This is a genomic window from Bradyrhizobium sp. BRP20, from assembly GCF_020194215.1.
In the GTDB taxonomy this organism is placed as follows: Bacteria; Pseudomonadota; Alphaproteobacteria; order Rhizobiales; family Xanthobacteraceae; genus Bradyrhizobium; species Bradyrhizobium yuanmingense.
Map to the genome: position 1 here is coordinate 432,022 of NZ_JADYVY010000002.1, position 21,302 is coordinate 453,323.

Sequence of the window (21,302 nt, forward strand, 5' to 3'; positions counted from 1 at the left end):
ACTCGTTTTTGCGTTAGTGCGTCTCGCGTTCGCGCCGCTGCAGCTCGTTCAGGAGCTGCTCGAGATGGGTCGGAAGGCGCGGCTCGGGCCGGAGGCTCTGCTGCAGCCGTTCGCCCACGGCATCGCAAATCGAGCGGCTGGTGCGCCGGTCGATCTGTTCGCTGTCATTGGCAAAAAGCCCAGCCATCGCAAGGTTCCGTGTTCTCGAAGTAAAGACACGGTACCAAGTCATTGCCGGCGAAATGGTTTCGCTGGCTTTGGGGAAAGCCGGGTATTCTCGTAAAAATTGTATGAGCGGCGCTTTGTACGCTCAAGGCAAAGCCCCGGCGAGGGGGGCGCCGGGGCTTCTCTTGGAAGGTACCTGGGGGGCTTAGGTAGCCTTCGGAAGGTGCTGACGGATTCAGTAGCAGCGGTTGATCAGCCGCCAGCGGGGTCCCCAGGGGGTCGGGACCAGCCGGCGCACATAGCAGCCGCCATAACCGTAGGAGACGGGACCGCCGGCGTAGAAGCGCGGTCCGCCCCAGCCATGGCCGTGGTGATGGCCGTGGTGATGGTGCGCGTGCCCGTGGTGCCGGCCACCGCCATGCCCGCCGCCTTGCCAATGAGCGGAGGCAGAGGTCGGCGCCAGCGCAGCTCCCAGCGCGACCGCGGCGACAGCGGCAAGCGAAAGTTTCCTCAACATGGTTATCTCCTGAAGACTGCCAGCGCGGGGCTATCGCGCCGATTGAAAGGCCGCCGAAACGGTCCGCCTGAGGTCAGGCTTCGGTTTCGATGGGCCCAACCTTACGCCGGGGAAGCTGAACCGGATCCTGACGGCGGTTTCAGATTGGGTTCATCTGGGTGAAATTGTCGTCATCCAGCGGATCGGAGCCATCCCCTCGCGGAAACCGCCTATGAGGCTGTTCCGCGGTCGCTTGCCGTCCGGCGAAGGCGCCGATATAAGCCCCGCAACCCCGAACCACCGCTTTCTCCCCAAGGACAAGATCATGGCCATCGAACGCACTTTCTCGATCATCAAGCCCGACGCGACCGAGCGTAATCTGACCGGCGCAGTCAACGCCGTGATCGAGAAGGCGGGCCTGCGCATTGTCGCGCAGAAGCGCATCCGCATGACCAAGGAGCAGGCAGAGACCTTCTATGCCGTCCACAAGGCGCGCCCCTTCTTCGGCGAGCTCGTCGAATTCATGACCTCCGGCCCGGTCGTGGTTCAGGTCCTGGAAGGCGAGGGCGCGATCGCCAAGTACCGCGAGGTGATGGGCGCGACCGATCCGTCCAAGGCTGCCGAGGGCACCGTGCGCAAGCTCTACGCCAAGTCGATCGGCGAGAACTCGGTGCACGGTTCGGATGCGCCGGAGACCGCCGCGATCGAGATCGCGCAGTTCTTCTCGGGTAACGAAATCGTCGGCTGATCTGGTCCGCAGGTTAGAGGCGACGCGCGAAGGGACTCATTGTGGACTGGCTCTGGCAGATCTTCGATCCCGCTACGATCGGGAGCTTCTTTACCCAGTTCCGCAACGAGATGGTCGCACCGACTTTCTGGATCGCGGTCGGCAAGATCATCTGGATCAACATCCTGCTCTCCGGCGACAACGCGCTGGTGATTGCGCTCGCGTGCCGCGGTCTGTCGCCGCGGCATCGGCTCTGGGGCATGATCTTCGGCGCCGGCGCAGCGGTGATGCTCCGGATCATCTTCACCGGCATCGTCGCCACCCTGATGGAGCTGCCGTACCTCAAGCTGGTCGGCGGCCTTGCGCTGATCGTGATCGCGGCAAAGCTCCTGGTGCCGGAGAACGAGGACGAGAACGACGTCGACGCTGCCGCGCATCTGTGGCACGCCATCCAGATCGTCGTGGTGGCCGACATCGTCATGAGTCTCGATAACGTCATTGCTGTCGCTGCCGCGGCCAATGGCAGCGTGCCGCTGCTGATCCTCGGCCTTACCATCAGCGTGCCGCTGATCGTCGCCGGCGCCGCGCTGATCATGGCACTGCTCACAAAGCTCCCGGTGCTGGTCTGGGCCGGTGCGGCGCTGCTCGGCTGGATCGCGGGCGAGGTGATGGCGACCGATCCCGGGGTCACGCCGCGGCTGCATGCGCTGCTCGAGGGGCCGTTCGGCGCCTCGCTCGACGCCATGCTCGGGGTCTTGCGCATCCCGCCGCAATTCGGCCATGGCGGGGCCGGCGGCGAGTATTTCTGTGCTGTGATTGGAGTCGTCGTCGTGCTGGTGGTCGGCACCATCTGGCGCCGGCGCAGTCTCACCGCGGCTGCCCTCGAATCCTCCGAACGGCACGCCAAGGCCTCCACGGAGTGACGTTGAAGCGCTGATCGGTGCGGCCGCCCCTCCAGCGATGAGAGGCGTCCACATCACTGAGGCGCTTCCCGCGTTGGCAGGACGCGAGCGATCACCGGCCACGGGTTCGTCCGAATCCTCCCATCATTGCATTCGTATGACCGGCGCGCATCACGCTTCGCGAGAGCTCGCGTCGCGCGCGCGTGCGCGCGGGCGTTGCGTGGAGAGTGGTCGTTCGCAACCCTCACGCGATTTAGACCTTGTCTTATTATAAACTACTGAGATTCAAGGGTGCTTTCGTTGACTCGACGAGGGTTCGCACGGCACCTCGCCCCGACGTTCATGTTCATGAAATCGGAAGGTGCGATGTCGTCGAAAGTGTTTTGTCGTCCTGTTGCCGTTCTTGCCGCTCGCATCAAGACGCTTCTGACGTGCGCCAGCCCGAGAGCCTTCACGGTTTCCCTGGTCTCCATTGCCTTGTGCAGCGACGGCGTCCTGCACGGCAGCAGCGCGCAGAGCGCTGCGCCCCAGGCTGCGGGGGGAAGCACGTTGCCGGCGGTGACCGTCACCGCAGACGCGCCGAAGCCGCGCGCGCGTCCACGAGCCAATCCAGTCAGGAGGGCGGGCCGCGGCGCGCCCGCGAACGAGCGGGCTAAATTGCAGGCGGAAGCGACCCCGACGGCTGCGAGGCCCGGTGCACTGCCGCGGACTTACGCAGGCGGGCAGGTGGCACGTGGAGGCCAGGTCGGCTTGCTCGGCAACAAGGATTTCATGGATACGCCGTTCAACATCACGAGCTTCACGGCGAAGAAGATCGAAGATCAACAAGCGGTCACCGTCGCCGATGTCGTCACCAACGATCCCTCAGTCCGCTTGGGGAGCCAACCCGGCGGCATTTTCGATTCTTTCTTCATCCGCGGTTTTCCGATCGGGGAGGGCAATGTCGGAGAAATCGCCTTCAACGGCGTCTACGGCGTTGCACCGAACTACCGCGTGTTCACCGACTACGTCGAACGCATCGAGATCATCAAGGGCCCGACGGCGCTGCTCTACGGCATGGCGCCGAACAGCAGTGTCGGCGGCACCATCAACATCGTGCCGAAGCGTGCCGGGGACATCGATCTAACGCGGGTCACGACCGACTACGCGTCAAACACCCAGCTCGGCACACATCTCGACGTGAGCCGGCGGTTCGGTGAAAATCGCGAATTCGGTATTCGCGTCAATGGCAGCTATCACAACGGCGATACGCCGTTGGACAACCAGACGCGGGAGGCGCATGTCGGCTCTGCAGCCTTCGACTATCGCGGCGAGAAGTTCAGGGCCTCGCTCGATTTCATCGAGCAGGAGGAAAAGTTCGACGCGCCGACGAGACCGTTCCTGGTCGCAACCGGCGTGGCCGTTCCGACCGCGCCGGTCGGACGGCGCAATGTCACCCAGGCCTGGGAATTCGCCAAGGTTCACGACAACTCGCTTCTGGCGCGCGCCGAATACGATGTGACTGACGCCGTGACGGTGTTCGCAGATGTCGGAGGCGGCAGGACCCAGGTCGACCGTCTGTTCGGGACGCCAACGATCCTGAATGCGGCTGGCAACACCACGTCGACACCGGGACGGTTCAAGTTCGACATCGACAGGAACGTGGCCGACGTCGGCGTGCGGGCCCGGATCGAGACTGGCGCGATCAGTCATGCCGTGAGCTTGCAGGGGAGCTACTACGGGGATGAGATCTCGCGGGGCTCGGTGAACGGAACGGCGGTGTCGTCCAACATCTATGCGCCGATCGCCCGTCCCCAGCAGTTCGTTGCGGCTCCCGCGACCGTGCCGCGGCTGTCGGACACCGAGCTGACCGGCATTGCGCTGGCCGACACCATGTCGGTTCTCCAGGAGCGGCTTCAGCTGACGGTCGGCGTCAGGCAGCAGGGCGTTAGGTCGAACAACTACAACACCACCACGGGCGCCGTGAGCTCGGCCTACGATCAGACGGCGTTTACACCGATGGTCGGCGTGGTCGTCAAGCCCTGGAGCAACGTTTCGCTCTACGCCAACTATATCGAAGGGCTCAGCAAGGGCGACACCGCGCCGACCACGGCGGCAAATCAGGGCGAGGTCCTTGCGCCGTATTTGAGCAAGCAGAAGGAAGCAGGCGTCAAGGTCGATTTCGGCACGCTCGCGACCACGATCAGCCTGTTCGAGATCACCAAGCCGTCGGGGCAGACGGGTGCCGGCAACGTCTTCCGGGCTGATCAGGAGCAGCGCAATCGCGGCGTGGAATTCACCGTGTTTGGAGAAGTGCAGCCGGGCATTCGCGTTCTTGGCGGCGTGACATTGATCGATGCGGAGCTGACGAAGACGAGCACGCTGGCCAATTTCGGCAAGACGCCGATCGGAGTGCCCGAGGTGCAGGCCAATCTGTCCGCCGAATGGGACACCCCGTTCGCACCAGGGCTGACATTGGTCGCCAACACCATCTATACCGGGCACCAATATCTGAATGGGGCAAACACGCAGGTTGTTCCGGCCTGGACGAGGCTCGATCTGGGCGCGCGCTACACCACGCGCATCAGCAACCGGCCAGTGACGGTTCGGGCCCTGGTCCAGAATGTGTTCGACACCAACTACTGGGCTGGCGTCGCGAGCTTCTCTGCGCTAGCGCAAGGCTCGCCCCGAACCCTGCTCTTGTCGATGTCGACCGACTTCTGAGCTTTGGCCTCCTCGGGCCGGCTGCGGAGCTGGATCAGGCGCAGACGACGGGTGCTCTGAATGGACCAAACAATCAGGGCACCACGTCGAGGCGGCTCGGCGCCCGCCCGATCCAGGATGATGCCCGGACGCGTGCAGCGCGCGCTGCTGTGGGCGCACCGTTGGTTCGGATTGATCGGCGGCATCGTCGTGGTGCTGATCGGCCTGACTGGAAGCTTCATCGTCTTCTACCGGGAGATCGATGTCGCCCTGAATCCGGCGCTCTATGCGCCCGCCGGTCCGGAGCAGAGCGTCACGTTAGCGGAGGTGATGCACGCCGCCGCAGCAGCGGATCCCGCGCCGATCGCGACGATCCTGGCGCCAGACCGGACCTGGCCGGTCTGGATCGTGATCCATTCGCACGAGACCGCGCCAGGCAGCTACCCGAACCGGTGGACGACCATGGTCGATCCTTCCAACGGCAAGGTGCTCGGGCGGCGTGACTACGCCAACGCGTTCGCGCTCAAGGTTTACCGTCTCCATTTCACGCTGCTGCTCTACGAGTTCTGGGGCAAGGAACTGGTCGGCGTGGCCGGGTTCGTGCTGCTCGGCTTGGCGGTCTCGGGTCTCTTCCTTTGGTGGCCGAAGCCGGGGCGATTTTGGCGATCGATCTCGGTGCGCAAGAACGTCTCGCTGCTTCGATTTGTTCTGGACCTTCACGGTGCGGCAGGCTTTTGGGCGCTGTCCGTGCTCTTGTTGATCTCGATCACCGGCGTCGGCATCGTTTTTCCCGACCTGGTGCGGCCCATCGTCGGCCTCGTGTCGCAGCCGACGCCTGATCGCTCGCCGCGAGTCGAAATGCCGCCTCCGGCAGGGACGCCGGTGCTCTCACCTGACGCGATCATGCGACGCGCGCAAGAGGTCAAGCCCGGTGCGACGGTCGCCATGCTCAATCCGCCGACCGCAACGCGCAACACCTGGCGGGTGCAATTCCGTCCTGATGGAGCTGATCCCGCGGTGCGGTCGCGTGGAGCGATCTGGCTCGATCCGTGGAGCGGCGCTGTGGTGCACGACCGCACGCCGGGCACCATGTCGATGGGGGACCGCTATCTCGCCGAGCAGCTCTGGCTCCACAATGGCGCGACGTTCGGATTCGCAGGACGCCTGCTGGTGTTCGCGGCCGGCTTCGCACCGCTAGTCCTCTTCGTCAGCGGCGCGATGATGTGGCTCAAGAGACGGCCCGGGAAGATGAGGCCCGGCTGAGAGGTTAGCGCCTGACGATTGAACCGGCGCGGCCAACCAGGCGGGCGAGCTGACGGAAGCGGCTGCCGACGCGGTCGGCGACGAGGTCGCCGAGCCGGTGCTCGAACACCAGCATCAATTTGCGGCCCTGGCTGCGGAAATGCGTGGCTGGCAGGACGCCGGGACGTGCGGCCGAGATCAGATGCGCGACGCGGAACGCAGCGCCCAGGAGGCGCGCGCGTTCGAGCTGGGCCGGCGTCAGCAGCTCCTGCATGGTGATCGGCGGCTGGTTTTCCTCGCTGAGGCCGGCATAGCGATAGAACACCGACAGGCCGACGAAGGCGCGTTCGGTGTGGGTGATCGCGCCGAAATTGCCGTTGACGACGAGGCTGAGCGTCTGCTCGCCGCGATGATCGGGATGCACGCGCCAGCCGATGTCGGAGAGCAGGCACGCGGTGTGGCGGAGGCGGCGGTCCACTTCCGTCTCGCGCAGCTTGACGACGCGCACCAAGCGGTCGGTCCAGGCAATCAGCTCGCGCGCGTGCCTGGCCGAACGCGACAGCAGCTGGTTCAGCTCCTCCGCCGCGCAGATCAGCCCGTCCTTGTTGCGTTCGGTCTCGGGCAGCTTCTCGTGCAGCAGGCCCTCGCGCACGCCGAAGGTGGAGAACACGATGTTCTTTGGCTTCGCGACGCGGATGATGTGCTCGAGCACCAGCGCCGCATAGGTGAGGAGAGGGCGCCGCGCATCGGCGACGATCTCGATGTCGGCAAGCATGTCGGCGGCGGCGAGGCGCCGCAGGCGGCGCGAGAAGTCGAGCGCCTCGGCAGCCGGAATGGAATAGCCGTGCATCACCTGGAGCGGATAGCCGCTCTGGATGATGTGGATGCGCGCGAGCGCGCGCCAGGTGCCGCCGACGGCGTAGAAGGTGCGACCGCGGCCGGCAGTGAGTAACTGGACCCCGTCGATCTCCTCGCGCACGATGCGGTCGGCGCGCTTGAGCGATTTGTGGGCGAGGTCCTGCAGTGCGAGGCCGCCGAGCGGCAGCGTCACGCCGCTGCGTACGGCGTTCCTGCGCACGTCGATCAGCTCGAGCGAGCCGCCGCCGAGGTCGCCGACGATGCCGTCTGGATGGTGGATGCCGGAGATCACGCCGAGCGCGGACAGTCGTGCTTCGCGCGAGCCCGACAGGATCTCGATCTTCACCGCGCAGATCCGCTCGGCCCTGGCGATGAAATCGGGGCCGTTGGAAGCGTCGCGGCATGCGGCGGTCGCGATCGCGAACACGCGTCCGACCTTCATCACCCGGCACAGCGCGCGAAACCGTTTCAGCGAGGTCAGCGCCTTGTCGATGGCGTCGGGCGCGAGCAGGCCCGTGCTCTGCACCTCGCGCCCGAGGCCGCACAGCGTCTTCTCGTTGAAGATCGGGATCAGGCTGCGCGCCAGCGCCTCGTAGACGACGAGGCGGACCGAGTTGGAGCCTATGTCGATAACCGCGACGCTCGAGCCGCGCTTGCGCGGCCGCTTCACGTCGCAAATCCCCGATCAGGATTGATGACGTTCGTTCCGGCGCGTGAGACGACGCGGCGAGGATTCCTTGAGCGACTTTCCACGGCCAGACAGACTCGGATTCGTCATGAAGTAGTTGTGGACGTTGAAAGGCTCCTCGCCCTTCGCGGTCTTCATACGCGTTGAAGACCCATCCGGCAACAACTGCCAGCTCTGCTCATTGTCCTTCAGGTTCGCGACCATGATCTGTTCGAGAACCTGCTGATGCACCGTCGGATTTTGCAGCGGACACAGCACCTCGACGCGGCGGTCAAGGTTGCGCGGCATCATGTCGGCGGACGAGATATACACAGCCGCTTTCGCGCTCGGCAGTCCCTGGCCCATGCCGAAGCAGTAGATTCGGCCATGTTCCAGGAAGCGGCCGATGATCGACTTGACGCGGATGTTCTCCGACAGACCGGGAATGCCGGGCCTGAGGCAGCAGATGCCGCGCACCACGAGCTCGACCTGGACACCGGCCTGCGAGGCCTCGTAGAGCGCGTCGATGATATCAGGATCGACCAGCGCGTTCATCTTCATCCAGACCGCGCCGGGACGGCCATGCCGCGCATGTGCGGTCTCGCCCTGGATGTGCTCGATGATGCGCTTGCGCAAGGTCAGCGGCGACACCGCCATCTTTTCCAGATCGCTCGGCGCGGCATAGCCGGTGATGAAATTGAACACGCGCGCGGCATCGCGGCCGATCGTCGGGTCCGAGGTGAAGTAGGAGAGATCGGTGTAGATGCGCGCGGTGACCGGGTGATAATTGCCGGTGCCGGTATGGACGTAGGTCGTCAGGCTGCCGCCCTCGCGGCGCACCACCATCGAGAGCTTCGCGTGCGTCTTCAATTCGAGGAAGCCGTAGACGACCTGCACGCCGGCGCGTTCGAGATCGCGTGCCCAGCGGATGTTGGCTTCTTCGTCGAACCGCGCTTTCAGCTCGATCAGCGCGGTGACTGATTTGCCGGCTTCGGCCGCTTCGGCCAGCGCGCGCACGATCGGTGAATTGTTGGAGGTGCGGTAGAGCGTCTGCTTGATCGCAACGACGTCGGGGTCGCGCGTGGCCTGCTGCAGGAATTGCACCACCACGTCGAACGACTCGTAGGGATGGTGGACGATCAGGTCCTTCTGCCGGATCGCGGCGAAGATGTCGCCGCCATGCTCGCGCACGCGTTCGGGGTGGCGCGGCACGTAAGGGGTGAATTCGAGGTCGGGCCGGTCGAGGCGGGTGAGCTGCGAGAGCTCGTTCATCGCCTGCACGCCGTCGACCAGGAAGATCTCGTCGTCGGCGGCGGAGAGCGCGTGCTGCACGAAGCTGCGCAGCTGCTCCGGCATCTTGGCGTCGATCTCGAGCCGGATCACCGATCCGCGGCGGCGGCGCTTCAGTGCGGTCTCGAACAGGCGGACGAGATCTTCGGCCTCCTCCTCGATTTCGAGCTCGGAGTCGCGGATGATCCGGAAGGCGCCTTGGCCGTGCAGATTGTAGCCGGGGAACAGGCGGTTGATGAACAGGGCGGTGGCCTGCTCCAGCGAGATCAGGCGCACCGTGCCATCCGCGGGCAGGCGGATGAAGCGGTCGATCTTGCCGGGCATGCGGATCAGGGCGTTCATCTGCTTGCCGTCGGCGGCGCGCGTGAGCTGCAGCGCGATGGTGAAGCCGAGGCTCGGAATGAACGGGAAGGGGTGGGCCGGATCGATCGCCAGCGGGGTCAGGAGAGGGAACACGTTGTGGAGGAAGTAGTCCTCGATCCAGGTTCGTTCCGCCTTTGTGACGTCCTTGCCGTCGACCAGCACGATGCCGACCTCGGCCAACGTGGCGCGCAGGTCGCGCCAGATCGCCTGCTGGTCGGAGGCGAGCTGGGAGACGGTGCGGTTGATCAGCGCCAGCTGCTCGGACGGCGTCAGGCCGTCGGGGCTGCGCTCGGCGATGCCCTCGCGGACCTGGGCCTTGATGCCGGCGACGCGAACCATGAAGAACTCGTCGAGGTTATTGGCCGAAATCGACAGGAATCGCACCCGCTCCAGCACGGGGTGGCTCGGGTTGACCGATTCCTCCAGGACGCGGCGGTTGAAATGCAGCCAGGACAGCTCGCGGTTGATGAACCGCTCGGGACTGGACGCGATCGCCGGAAGGCTCTCGGTTTCCGGGGCTTTCTCTTTCGTTTCAACAGCTTGCGCAGAGTCCATCAGAAGTCGGTCCATCCAGTTCACCCCAATTGCGACTCAAGCGCAAAAATCGGCGGGAGCATGTGTTAGAGCGATGACGTTTCGATGACATTGATGTTCCGCCCCCGCGCCGCGTCAAGCGGGCCCGCGAGCTTGTCAGGCGTCCCGGAGCAGCTCAGCGGCCAGCGCCCGGGTGACGGGACGGCCGAGCCGTAGGGCTTCGCTGTCGAGCAGCTCGACGGCCCGCCGGGCGGCAGCCGAGGACCGCTCCAGGCGCGTCGCGAGGTAGCCGACCACGCTCTCGTCCACATTGAGCTGGCGGTCGGCGCAGAACTTGACGATGAGGCCGCGGAACAGCTGGTCGTCGGGAGGCAGCAGCGTGACCGCCGGAACGGCCCGCAGGCGCGAGCGCAGGTCGCGAAGCTCGATCGGAAGCGCGGCCGGCGCCTCGCGGCCGGTGAACAGGACGTAGGCGCCGTCCTCGCGGGCGAGGTTCATCAGGTGAAACAGGGCACGCTCGTCGAAGTCCCCAGCCTTGAGATCCTCGACCACCAGCGCGCCGGTGGCGAGCGCGCCGGGCACGTCCATTGCGGTCAGCGCATTGGCGGTGGTCGAGCGGGCGCCGGCTTCCTCGGCCCAGATCGCGGCGAGATGGCTCTTGCCGCTTCCCTCCGGGCCCGCCAGCCACATGATCCGGTTCGGCCATTCCGGCCAGCCGTCGATGAGGCCGAGACCGGCCGCATTGGCGGGGCCTTCGAGGAAGTTGTCCCGGCTGAGGCTCTCCGCATGCGGAAGCGCAAACGCCAATTGTCGGGGATGAACGCGGCCTGCCACGCTTGCTCTGCTCCATGCCGGCGCGCCGGCCCGCTTGTAGAGATTCGACTTGATGGTGCGGGACTTGGCCTTTTGCTGGCTGCTTCCCCGCTCATTTGGCCTCGATCGTGCTCATGTGCCGCAGCCACTCGACGAGATAGAGCGACACGGAGGAGAGCGTGAAGACCGTGACGAGACCCATCAGGATGATATCATAAGGCGCGGGCTTGAAGCCGAAGGCAAGCGCCGCCAGCACCAAAGCTGCGAATGCCACTTGTGCCACCGTGTTGAGCTTGGAGACTTTCGACGGCTTCATCTCGACCGGCCGGTCGAACAACCAGGACACGATCACGGCGGCGACAATCATGATGTCGCGCGAGACCACCAGGATCACGATCCAGCGCGGGATCGCGCCCCAGATGCCGAGCGCCATGTAGATCGAGACCAGCAGCGCCTTGTCGGCGAGCGGATCGAGCAGGGCGCCGAGCTCGCTCGTCATGTTGAAGCGCTTGGCCAAAAAGCCGTCCACGGCATCGCTGATGCCGGCGATCAGGAAGACGGCGAACGCCACCTCCATTTGGCTCGACACGATGGCCCAGACGATGATCGGGACCAGCATGATGCGGCCCAAGGTAATGATATTCGGAATACTCACGAAAGCGCTTCCCGGCACCGGTTCTGACCTCAAATCCGGCCCGTTGCAGGCTGAACCGGTTGATATGTCTACATAGTATAGCGGGGAGCGCCATGCGAGCCATTGCGCGTCCCCGGAATTCAACGTAACCAGCCGCAAACCCACTGGAAATCGGGCATGACCGACCGCAAAAACGGCCTCACTTACGCCGATTCAGGCGTCGATATCGACGCGGGCAACCGCCTGGTCGACCTGATCAAGCCGATGGTGCGCGCCACCGCGCGGCCGGGCGCCGATGCCGAGATCGGCGGCTTCGGCGGCCTGTTCGACCTCAAGGCGGCCGGCTTCAAGGATCCGGTCCTCGTGGCCGCGACCGACGGTGTCGGCACCAAGGTCAAGATCGCGATCGAGACCGGCCTGCATGGCGGCATCGGCATCGACCTCGTCGCCATGAGCGTCAACGACCTCGTGGTCCAGGGCGCCGAGCCACTGTTTTTCCTGGACTATTTCGCCTGCGGCAAGCTCGATCCGGAGGCCACGGCCGCCATCGTCGCGGGCGTTGCGGAGGGATGCCGCGAATCCGGCTGCGCTTTGATCGGCGGGGAGACTGCCGAAATGCCCGGCCTCTACAAGGACGGCGACTACGATCTCGGCGGCTTTGCCGTCGGCGCCGCCGAGCGCGGTACGTTGTTGCCGCGCAAGGACATCGCCGCGGGCGATGCCGTGATCGGTCTCGCTTCGTCCGGCGTGCATTCCAACGGCTTCTCGCTGGTCCGCAAGATCGTCGAGCAGTCGGGCCTCGGCTTCGAGGCGCAGGCGCCGTTCGCGCCGGTGATGACGCTCGGCGGCGCGCTGCTGACGCCGACCAGGCTCTACGTCAAATCCTGCCTGCGCGCGATCCGCGAGACCGGGGCGGTGAAGGGGCTCGCCCACATCACCGGCGGCGGCTTCACCGACAACATCCCGCGCGTGCTGCCGAAGCATCTCGGTGTCGGCATCGACCTGGCACGCCTGCCGGTGCTGCCGGTGTTCAAATGGCTGGCGGCCCAAGCCGGCATCGCCGAGCTGGAAATGCTGCGCACCTTCAATTGCGGCATCGGCATGATCGCGATCGTCGAGCCCGACAAGGTCGACAAGGTCGTCGAAGTCTTCACCGACGCAGGCGAGACCGTGGCGCAGCTCGGCACCGTGATTCCGGGCGAGGGCGAGCACCGCGTCATCTATAACGGCCACCTCGACATGGCGCTATAATGACTGGCGCCGTGATGAAGCGCCGCGTCGCCATCCTGATTTCCGGGCGCGGCTCCAACATGGCTGCGCTGATCAGGGCAGCCGCCGCCGCGGATTTCCCGGCGGAGATCTCGCTCGTCATCTCGAACAAGGCGGATGCGCCCGGCCTCGAACGCGCCCGGGCGAGCGGCGTGACCACCGAGGTGATCGAAAGCAAGCCGTTCGGCAAGGACCGCGCCGGCTTCGAGACGGTGCTGCAGGCCGCGCTCGACAAGCACGGCATCGAGCTGATTTGTCTCGGCGGCTTCATGCGCCTGTTCACGGCCGAGTTCACCAAGGCCTGGTACGGGCGGATGCTCAACATCCATCCCTCGCTGCTGCCATCGTTCCCCGGCCTCGACCCGCACGGCCAGGCCCTGCGCGCCGGCGTCAAGCTCTCCGGCGCGACGGTGCACTTCGTCATTCCCGAGACCGATGCCGGCCCGATCGTGATGCAGGGCGCGGTTCCCGTCAGCGACCACGACACCGCGGAGACGCTGTCGGAGCGCATCCTCGAGGTCGAGCACCACATCTATCCCGAGGCGCTGCGGCTGCTCGCGACCGGCAAGGTCCGTATCGAGGGCGACGTCTGCAGGACGGCGGGAAGCGCAGCGTCGGAGAATTTTCTGGTTGCGCCGGTGGCGCGCTGAAGAGTCGTCGCCGTTTCGGCGCCACAAACAAAATCCCCCGGCAGAGCCGGGGGCAACGTCATGGTCGCTCGCATGCCGCGAGAGACATCAGGAAACCTTGAGGTTCTCCGCGGATGATTTGCCGCGGTTCTCCACGAGGTCGAATTCAACCACCTGATTCTCGTTGAGGGTAGAGAGTCCGGCACGCTCGACGGCGGAGATGTGGACGAACACGTCCTTGTCGCTGCCATTCGGCTTGATGAACCCATAGCCCTTTGTCGGGTTGAACCATTTGACGGTGCCCTTTTGCGGCATCGCTCGTCTCCTCCACTAGATATAAAAACGACGCGGCCGCTTTTTCGCGTGCCACGCCACAAACGGGCTCCCGGAAGTCTGTTCGAGTCTTGAGGCGCAATGTCGCGAAACGCACAGCAAACGGCCAATTCCGATTGTGACCGATATTGCAACATGAAATTCGCCGGCTAGCAAGCCGCGCGCGGATTTCAAGACCAAGCCGGGTGCCTTCAAGCGCAATTTGCGACCTGTGGCAGCAGAACCACAATCGGTGCAATAGCCTCGGCCGTTATGCGCCAACCGGTTGACCCTTCGTGGCAGTTCGGCCCAAATCGCCGCAAGCGCTGCAGACCGTGTTGCATTTTTGCGCGCTGCCACTTCGCTTTCGGGATTCATCGTCATGCGCTGCGCCGCGCAGCTCTCCGGGACACGGCAGACGATCGGGCTCACCCGCGTCCGCCGGATCGCGGCTGCGCTTGCGATGGCGTTTGCCCTGGTCGTGACGATGGCGGCCGTGAGCCCCGGCTTCGCGCAAAGCACGCCCACACCGACCCCGACGCCCACGCCGACACCCACGCCGTCACCGACCCCGATTCCGTCGCCGACCTCGACCAATCAAAATCAGTCAGCCGGCAACAGCATGCTCAATTTCGGCTCAGGCTTTCTGGAGCGGCTCGGCAATCAGGCCTCCGGCGGCGTCAACCGGGCGTTCCGCACCAATCCGGGCGGCGGCGGCGCCTCGGCGGCTGCGGAAGATCCGCGCTACCGCACCTGGTTCGAGGGCTATGGCCTTTCGGTCCGCACCGATGCGCAAGGCGACTTCGTCGGCGACAAGCGCAAGACCTTCGGCGGCGTTGCCGGCTTTGGCGCGCGGCTCGCACCCGGCGTCAACATCGGATTCTCCGTCGACCATAGCCACACCGACGTCGACGTGCCGCTGGCGCTGCAATCCGCAACCCTCGATCTGACCCAGCTCGGCTTCAGCGGCTCCGTCGACAAGGGCCCGTGGACCTGGGCGTTTGCCGTGGTGCACGGCTTCGGCAAGGTCCATTCCAGCCGCGATACCGGCCTTGGCCTTGCGACCGCGCGCTATCGCGCCGCCGTGGACGGCGCGCTGACCGAGATCAGCTATTATTGGACCAAGGACGAGATGCGCATCGTGCCCAAGGGCGCGCTGGAATATGTGCGTGCCACCAGCGCCGCGTTCCAGGAGACCGGCGGGCTCGATCCGCTCAACGTCGGCTCGTCGGCGCTCTCGCGCGCGCGCATCATGCTCGGGGCCGAGGTCGGCCGCTATTTCATCATCGACCAGAAGATCCTGGACCTCTCGGCCTACGGCAAGTTCGTCGACAATTTCCACCAGGACCTCGGATCCATCCAGGTCAGTCTGGGCGCCCAGAACGTCATCGTCCCCGGCATCGGCGAGAGCCGTTACGGCGCGGATGCCGGCGCCTCGGCTTCGCTCAGCCTGACCAACGTGGCGAGGCTCTACGTCAATTACGACGGCAAATTTCGCAACGAGCTCACCTCGCACCAGGGCACGCTCGGCTTCGAATACAAATGGTGAGCTGACGCTCGCCTGCGTTAAGTCGGCGCCGTCGCCACGTATCCCGCCAGGCCAAAGCCCTCGCGCGCCGCCGTCATCATCGGCACCAGCGCGTTCGGATGGATGAACTCGTCGCGGAAGCAGGGATAGGTCCTGGCATCGAAGATCTTCTTCAGCCAGTCGACCACGATCTTGTGCCGCTCGGAGCTGCGGAACTCCTTGTGATAGGTGAGCCAGAGATCGGCGTGATGGCTGACGCCGAGATCGACCGCAACGAGCGGCGCACCGAGCGCGATCGATACCGTCGGCAGGAAGCCGATGCCGGCGCCGCGCTCCACCGCGTAGAGCACGCCCACCGACGAATTGGTCTTGATCCCGACGATGCCTTCGAGCGACTTCAGCCCGAGCACGCGGGCATAGGCGCCGTCGTCGACCTGCGGCGCGCTCTGCTTGATGATGCGGTGATTGTTCAGTTCGGCGAGCGTTGCCGGCACGCCGTAGAGGCTTTCATACTCCTTGGAGACGAAGGGATAGATGTGGAGGCGGCCGAGCTTGGCGACGATCAGATCGGGATTGGTCGGCGGCTCGAGCTGAATCGCGATATCGGATTCGAGCCGCGCGACGTCGGCCTGCTCCATCGCGCAGCGCAGATCGACCGTGATCTTGCGGTACGTCTTCTGAAAGTCGATCAACCGCGGCAGGATCCAGAAATTGCCGGGGCCTTCCGTCACCGCGACGCGAACGGTGCCCGAGGTGTCGTTCGAGGACCGCGCGGCGCGGCGGAAGACGTTGAAGGCATGACGCTCCATATGCGTGACGTCGGCGATCATCGCGGCGCCTTCATCGCTGAGCGTCAGCCCGCTCTGGTCGCGCAGGAACAGCTTGCACCCAATGCTCTCCTCGAGCCGGTCGATGCGGCGCATCAGCGTGGTGGAGGTGAGGCCGAGCTCTTCGGCGGCATTCCGAAAACTTTTAAATTTTGCGCACGCTAAAAACAGCTTCAAATCATCCCAGGACGCGCCCAGGGCTTCTTCACGGTGCTGCATCATCGCAGCACCCCGGTGCAATAACTGCTGCATACTCCTGATCCCCAACCGCTAAGCTCGTCGTAGCGGGGCATGAAAGCCTCGAACGATAGAGGCGCGACATGAGTATGGAAAGGGGCACGTTTGCCGCAAGGCATGATTTCGATGCCTTGCCGTTGAGCCCGGACGTCGACGTCCGCTGTGCGCAATTTTCCGAAATTGGAGCGCTTTCGGAGATGGCGCACCGGCTGGTGCCGGGCGTGCAGATCGGGACGGCGGAGCTTGCCAAATATTACGTCTTCGATCCCCAGAGCATCCTGACATTCAGCCGCAAAGGCAAGCTCGTCGGCGGCATGGCCTTCCTGTTTCTCAATGACCGCGGACATGACGCGCTGCTGCTCGACGAGATTTGCCTCACCGCGCCCGAGACGCGTTATCTCGCATCGGCAGACGAAGACGTCGCTGCCATCTACATCTGGGCGATCGCGGCGACGGGCCGCGGCATCGCCGGTCTCGGTAAGGCCGCGGCTCATCTGCGGCAGATAAGGTTTCGCGATGCGGATTGCTATGCGCAGCCGTCAACGGTGGCCGGACGCGACATCATGAAGGCGACAGGCTTTGCGCCCGTCCCGAGCTTCCAACCCGACCTTTGGTGCTACGAGCGGCCCTGGCATCGACAGCCGATACGCATGCCGGGAGCGATCATCCAATCAAGGAGCTTTGCAGATGCACGGTACTAGGATTCCAGTCGCCAAGCCCTGTTCCCGCGCCATCACCATCCGCCTCGCGCGCGACCCAAGCGATCTCATGCTGGTGACCGCCATCCGCTCGGCGGTCTACCTCGCCGAGCAGGATTGTCCGTTCGAGGAGGAGTTCGACGGCAACGACATGGTCGCGGCGCATTTCATCGGCTTCGTCGGCAACGAGCCTGCGGGCTGCCTGCGGGTGCGCTTCTTCGGCGATTTCGCCAAGGTGGAGCGGCTTGCGGTGCGTCACCAATATCGGCGCTCGCGCGTCTCGTTCAAGCTGGTGCAGGCCAGTGTCGATTATGTGAAGCGCAAGGGCTTTCGCAAGATCTACGGCCAGGCGCAGGACCGGCTGGTCGATTTCTGGGCCCATTTCGGCGCCAAGCCGCTCGGTCACAACCGCAAGATCACGTTCTCGGATTTCTCCTACACGGAGATGCTGCTGGAGATCGAGCCGGGCCCGGACGCCATCACGCTGGATAGCGATCCCTATGTGATTATTCGTCCCGAGGGCGATTGGGACCGTCCTGGCGTGCTCGATGCCTCGGCCGGGCGGGCGGTGACCTCGCCGCTGCGGGACCTCGCGCTCGCCGACCGCTGAAACAGGTGCAGCTGCGCGCAACTCGATGCTGGTTTCAATGCACGATGATCCGCCGATCCTGGTCTGTGCGGATCTTCAGGTCGAGTACCTGACTCCCGGCCGCCGTCACGTTATCCGCGACGGCGATGCGACGGCGGCGCGCTGCCTGGAACTCCTGACGCTGTGGCGCAGCAATCTATGGCCGGTGATGCATCTGAAGCGCATCGCGCAGGCGGCCTGGTTCAATCCGTCATCCAGGCTGACCGATTGGATCGCGGAGACCAGGCCACAACCGGGCGAGATGACGTTCGAGCACCCGCTGCCGTCCGCCTACAGCTCGTCGCGGTTTGGCGGCCACATGTCCGCTATCCGCACCACACGCTGCATCCTGATCGGCTTTTCCCTGGACGAGACCATCCTGGCCACTGCCGTCGAGGGGTTTCACCGCAGTCATCGCTACCATGTGATCACCGACGCGGTGGCTTGCCGGCAGCCGGGCACGGACGATGCCGCGGCCTACCGGCATGCGGTAGTGGATGTCATTGCGAATTTTGCTACAGTCCAGTCCAGCGCCGAACTGATCAGAACCAGCGGCGCCGTTGCGGTGTAGGCGGCCGCGGCCGGTCGATGGGTTGAGAATTGTCGCGGGGAGACGAGCTCAAGGAGCTGGCGAGCGATCTGTCGCATGCCGCCGAGAAGGCGCGCAGGCTTGGGCTGCCTACCACGGTCTACTTGCTCTCGATGGCGCTGATGGAGGTGAGGGAAGCCGTTTCCGCCACCGACGAAGTGGACGACGACGGCGCGGCGTGAGAGCTGCCCAGCCCGATTCTGCGATCCGCGGTCCTGTCATGTGCGGCTTTGTGCATCGCTGCTGAGCGCTTGCCGCCGACGAATTGGCATTGCAAGTTTTGCGTCGTGGCAATAGCCAAGTACTTGAGACAAGTACTCGCCATCGAGTGATGACGCCGGCCCGCCGGCGGCGTGACGCTTTTAGGGATCATCGCAAATGTCCATGCTGCCCAATTCGCAAGAGGCCCGGGATGTGGCCTATCAGCTCCATCCCTACACCAATGCGCGCACGCATCAGCAGGCCGGTCCGCTGGTGATCGAGCGCGGCGAGGGGCCTTACGTCTTCGACGCGTCGGGCAAGCGCTATTTCGAAGCCATGGCGGGCCTGTGGAGCGTCGGGCTCGGCTTCAACGAGAAGCGACTGGTCGAGGCGGCGCACAAGCAGATGCAGGCGCTGCCGTTCTACCATACGTTCTCCGCCAAATCGCACGGTCCCTCGATCGACCTCGCCGAGAAACTGGTCGCGCTCGCGCCGGTGCCCATGAGCAAGGTGTTCTTCACCAATTCCGGCTCGGAAGCGAACGACACCGTGTTGAAGCTGATCGCCTATCGCTCCAACGCGCTCGGCCAACCGCAGCGCAAGAAGGTGATCAGCCGCCTGCGTGCCTATCACGGCGTCACCATCGCATCCGCCAGCCTCACGGGCCTGCCGAACAACCATCGCTCGTTCGACCTGCCGCTGCCGAACATCCTGCATACGGGCTCGCCGCACTTCTACAAGGACGGCGCCCCCGGCGAGAGCGAGGAAGCCTTCGCCACGCGCCGGGCCGAGGAGCTCGACGCCCTGATCCAGAAGGAAGGGCCGGATACGATCGCGGCGTTCTTCGGCGAGCCGGTGATGGGGGCGGGCGGTGTCGTGGTGCCGCCGGCGACCTATTGGGACAAGATCCAGAAGGTCCTGAAGAAGTACGACATTCTCCTGGTCGCCGACGAGGTGATCTGCGGTTTCGGCCGCACTGGCAAGATGTTCGGCTGCGAGACCTACGGCATCAAGCCCGATGCGATCGTCGTCTCCAAGCAGATCACATCGAGCTATTTCCCGCTCTCGGCGATCATCCTGAACGACCGCATGTTCGAGCCGATCGCGGACGAGAGCAACAAGATCGGCGTGCTCGGCCACGGCTTCACCGCAGGCGGCCATCCGGTCGGCTCGGCGATTGCGCTGGAGAACCTCAAGATCATCGAGGAGCGCGGCCTCGTCGCACACGCGGCCGAGCTCGGTGGCTACATGCAGGGCCGCTTGCGTGAACTCGCCAGCCACCCGCTGGTCGGCGAGGTCCGCGGCGTCGGCATGATCGCCGCGCTCGAGCTCGTGCTCGACAAGGCGCGCAAGACCGCGGCGGCAACGCCGGGCGCCGTCGGCGGCATCGCCAGCCGCATGCTCCAGGAGCGCGGCGTGATCTCGCGCAACATGCTCGATGCCATCGCGATCTGCCCGCCGCTGATCACGACCAAGACCCAGATCGACGAACTGGTGGACGCGATCTCCGGCGTGCTGAACGACATGAAGAGCGAAGTGGCGAAGCTGACGCCGGCGTAAGGCTTCGTCGCTCTCTCCGTCGTCATTGCGAGCGCAGCGAAGCAATCCAGAATCCCTCCTCGGAGACAGTCTGGATTGCTTCGTCGCAAGAGCTCCTCGCAATGACGATCGAGTGAGCGGAGCGGCCCTACGCCCGCTGCACCCCGATCACGCGGCCTTTCTCGATCGCGAGCGCGAGCTCGCCGCGCTTGAGCTTCAGCGCGGCGTCCCCGAACAGCTCGCGGCGCCAACCGCGCAAGGCGGGCACGTCGGCCTCATCGTCCGCCGCGATCTCCTCTAAGTCGTCGACGGTCGCGATCACCTTGCTTGCGACTGCGTGGCGCTCGGCGGTCATCCGCAACAGCACCTTCAACAGCTCGACGATGGCGGCGCCGTTGGAATTGTTGCGCGGTTTCTCCAGCTTGGGCAGCTTCGAGAAGTCCCGCGCCAGCCCCCGCTCGACCGCGGCGATGATGTCCGCGCCCCATTTGGATTTCTCGAACCCCTTCGGCACCGAGCGCAGATGGGCGAGCTTCTCCAGCGTGGTCGGCGCGTGGGTCGCGATATCGGTGACGGCTTCGTCGCGCAGCACGCGGCCGCGCGGCACGTCGCGGCTCTGCGCCTCCTGTTCGCGCCAGGCCGCGACCTCCATCAGCACCGCGAGGTCCTTGGGCTTGCGGACCCGCGTCTTCAGCCGCTCCCAGGCGCGCTCGGGATGGAAATCATAGGTGCGGGGCGAGGTCAGGACCTCCATCTCGATGGAGACCCATTCGCTGCGGCGGCGCTTCTTCAGGTCGGCGTCGAGCGCGGCGAACACGTCGCGCAGATGGGTGACGTCGGAGACCGCGTAATGCATCTGCTCCTTGGTCAGCGGCCGGCGCGACCAGTCGGTGAAGCGGTGGGTCTTGTCCGGGCGGTGGCCGGTGACCTTCTCGACCAGCGCGTCATAGGCGATGCTGTCGCCGTAACCGAGCACCATCGCAGCCACCTGGGTGTCGAACACCGGGTGCGGGATGATGCCCGCCTGGTGCCAGATGATCTCAATGTCCTGGCGGGCGGCGTGAAACACCTTGAGCACGCCCTCGTTGCCCATCAGCTCGAAGAACGGCTTGAGATCGATCCCCTCGGCCAGGGTGTCGATGACCACGGCTTCCTCGGCGCTGGCCATCTGCACCACGCACAGCAGCGGGTAGTAAGTGGTCTCGCGCAGGAATTCGGTATCGACTGTTATGACGGGGTGCTTGGCCAGCCGGCTGCAGGCAGCCGCGAGGTCAGCGGTGGTGGTAATTAAATCCATGAACGGCCCATGACACTTGGTATCAGCCGTTCCGCCGAAAGTGCTGTGATGTCAAGGGGCTCTAAGCGAATTCGAGCCTTGCATCGGGCCGGAATCGTCCCTTTCCGACGAAATTCCTATTCGTAACGGATCCGGTGCGAGGATTTGCGGGCGCAGGGCAGCGCCACCACGATCA

Annotated in this window: 21 protein-coding genes; 12 read left to right on the forward strand and 9 right to left on the reverse strand. The window is 64.9% G+C overall.

Features of this window, described 5'->3' with window-relative positions:
- Window positions 1-13: 13 nt before the first annotated feature.
- The gene (locus I6F33_RS06695; protein WP_167361656.1) at window positions 14-187 is read right to left on the reverse strand and encodes a hypothetical protein; all 174 of its coding nucleotides are present in this window, start codon (window positions 185-187) and stop codon (window positions 14-16) included.
- A 213-nt stretch (window positions 188-400) separates the two neighbouring features.
- Entirely contained in the window at window positions 401-682 is a 282-nt protein-coding gene (locus tag I6F33_RS06700; protein WP_074447892.1) for a sulfur globule protein precursor, read from the reverse strand.
- Between the two features lie 304 nt (window positions 683-986).
- Here I6F33_RS06700 and ndk point away from each other — a divergent pair, with 304 nt between their 5' ends.
- The 4 genes from ndk to I6F33_RS06720 all read left to right on the forward strand — a co-directional run bounded on the left by ndk (window position 987) and on the right by I6F33_RS06720 (window position 6,235).
- Window positions 987-1,409, forward strand: coding sequence for a nucleoside-diphosphate kinase (gene ndk, locus I6F33_RS06705; RefSeq protein WP_036000620.1), 423 nt, complete (start codon window positions 987-989; stop codon window positions 1,407-1,409).
- A 41-nt stretch (window positions 1,410-1,450) separates the two neighbouring features.
- A complete protein-coding gene (locus I6F33_RS06710; RefSeq protein ID WP_225141649.1) occupies window positions 1,451-2,311 on the forward strand; it encodes a TerC family protein in 861 nt (286 codons plus the stop codon).
- Window positions 2,312-3,016: 705 nt separating this feature from the next.
- Window positions 3,017-4,993: a TonB-dependent siderophore receptor gene (locus tag I6F33_RS06715; RefSeq protein WP_225141650.1), complete on the forward strand. Its 1,977-nt coding sequence runs from the start codon at window positions 3,017-3,019 to the stop codon at window positions 4,991-4,993.
- 117 nt (window positions 4,994-5,110) lie between these two features.
- Window positions 5,111-6,235: a PepSY domain-containing protein gene (locus I6F33_RS06720; RefSeq protein ID WP_225141652.1), complete on the forward strand. Its 1,125-nt coding sequence runs from the start codon at window positions 5,111-5,113 to the stop codon at window positions 6,233-6,235.
- Between the two features lie 4 nt (window positions 6,236-6,239).
- On the opposite strand, the gene ppx is transcribed toward I6F33_RS06720, so the two are convergent.
- From ppx to I6F33_RS06740, 4 genes are all read right to left on the reverse strand, one after another.
- Window positions 6,240-7,742, reverse strand: a complete 1,503-nt coding sequence (gene ppx / locus I6F33_RS06725) for an exopolyphosphatase (protein ID WP_225141654.1) — start codon at window positions 7,740-7,742, stop codon at window positions 6,240-6,242.
- A gap of 15 nt (window positions 7,743-7,757) precedes the next feature.
- On the reverse strand, window positions 7,758-9,947 hold the full coding sequence (locus tag I6F33_RS06730) for an RNA degradosome polyphosphate kinase (protein WP_036000566.1): 2,190 nt from the start codon (window positions 9,945-9,947) through the stop codon (window positions 7,758-7,760).
- A 135-nt stretch (window positions 9,948-10,082) separates the two neighbouring features.
- Complete coding sequence (locus I6F33_RS06735) at window positions 10,083-10,760, reverse strand: DnaA/Hda family protein (RefSeq protein WP_057029312.1); 678 nt, start codon at window positions 10,758-10,760, stop codon at window positions 10,083-10,085.
- Window positions 10,761-10,851: 91 nt separating this feature from the next.
- Window positions 10,852-11,394, reverse strand: a complete 543-nt coding sequence (locus I6F33_RS06740) for a CDP-alcohol phosphatidyltransferase family protein (protein ID WP_025035876.1) — start codon at window positions 11,392-11,394, stop codon at window positions 10,852-10,854.
- A 156-nt stretch (window positions 11,395-11,550) separates the two neighbouring features.
- Here I6F33_RS06740 and purM point away from each other — a divergent pair, with 156 nt between their 5' ends.
- Complete coding sequence (gene purM / locus I6F33_RS06745) at window positions 11,551-12,624, forward strand: phosphoribosylformylglycinamidine cyclo-ligase (protein WP_225141655.1); 1,074 nt, start codon at window positions 11,551-11,553, stop codon at window positions 12,622-12,624.
- Window positions 12,625-12,638: 14 nt separating this feature from the next.
- Complete coding sequence (gene purN / locus I6F33_RS06750) at window positions 12,639-13,292, forward strand: phosphoribosylglycinamide formyltransferase (RefSeq protein ID WP_225133125.1); 654 nt, start codon at window positions 12,639-12,641, stop codon at window positions 13,290-13,292.
- An 87-nt stretch (window positions 13,293-13,379) separates the two neighbouring features.
- Here the strand turns inward: purN and I6F33_RS06755 are convergent, their stop codons facing one another.
- Entirely contained in the window at window positions 13,380-13,586 is a 207-nt protein-coding gene (locus tag I6F33_RS06755) for a cold-shock protein (protein ID WP_027576280.1), read from the reverse strand.
- A gap of 379 nt (window positions 13,587-13,965) precedes the next feature.
- On the opposite strand from I6F33_RS06755, the gene I6F33_RS06760 reads away from it, so the two are divergent.
- A complete protein-coding gene (locus I6F33_RS06760; protein WP_225141656.1) occupies window positions 13,966-15,132 on the forward strand; it encodes an autotransporter domain-containing protein in 1,167 nt (388 codons plus the stop codon).
- Window positions 15,133-15,149: 17 nt separating this feature from the next.
- On the opposite strand, the gene I6F33_RS06765 is transcribed toward I6F33_RS06760, so the two are convergent.
- Window positions 15,150-16,190: a LysR family transcriptional regulator gene (locus tag I6F33_RS06765; protein WP_036000552.1), complete on the reverse strand. Its 1,041-nt coding sequence runs from the start codon at window positions 16,188-16,190 to the stop codon at window positions 15,150-15,152.
- A 68-nt stretch (window positions 16,191-16,258) separates the two neighbouring features.
- Here I6F33_RS06765 and I6F33_RS06770 point away from each other — a divergent pair, with 68 nt between their 5' ends.
- The 5 genes from I6F33_RS06770 (at window position 16,259) to I6F33_RS06790 (ending at window position 19,851) form a co-directional block, all read left to right on the forward strand.
- Window positions 16,259-16,876, forward strand: a complete 618-nt coding sequence (locus tag I6F33_RS06770; protein WP_036022739.1) for a hypothetical protein — start codon at window positions 16,259-16,261, stop codon at window positions 16,874-16,876.
- On the forward strand, window positions 16,863-17,483 hold the full coding sequence (locus tag I6F33_RS06775; RefSeq protein WP_036000546.1) for a GNAT family N-acetyltransferase: 621 nt from the start codon (window positions 16,863-16,865) through the stop codon (window positions 17,481-17,483). Before I6F33_RS06770 ends, I6F33_RS06775 begins: the two co-directional genes overlap by 14 nt.
- A gap of 25 nt (window positions 17,484-17,508) precedes the next feature.
- Window positions 17,509-18,072: an isochorismatase family protein gene (locus I6F33_RS06780; RefSeq protein ID WP_036000543.1), complete on the forward strand. Its 564-nt coding sequence runs from the start codon at window positions 17,509-17,511 to the stop codon at window positions 18,070-18,072.
- Window positions 18,073-18,101: 29 nt separating this feature from the next.
- Entirely contained in the window at window positions 18,102-18,272 is a 171-nt protein-coding gene (locus tag I6F33_RS06785; RefSeq protein WP_167361657.1) for a hypothetical protein, read from the forward strand.
- Between the two features lie 196 nt (window positions 18,273-18,468).
- Entirely contained in the window at window positions 18,469-19,851 is a 1,383-nt protein-coding gene (locus I6F33_RS06790; RefSeq protein WP_036000540.1) for an aspartate aminotransferase family protein, read from the forward strand.
- 127 nt (window positions 19,852-19,978) lie between these two features.
- On the opposite strand, the gene rnd is transcribed toward I6F33_RS06790, so the two are convergent.
- The gene (gene rnd, locus I6F33_RS06795) at window positions 19,979-21,127 is read right to left on the reverse strand and encodes a ribonuclease D (RefSeq protein ID WP_036000537.1); all 1,149 of its coding nucleotides are present in this window, start codon (window positions 21,125-21,127) and stop codon (window positions 19,979-19,981) included.
- Window positions 21,128-21,302: the final 175 nt, after the last annotated feature.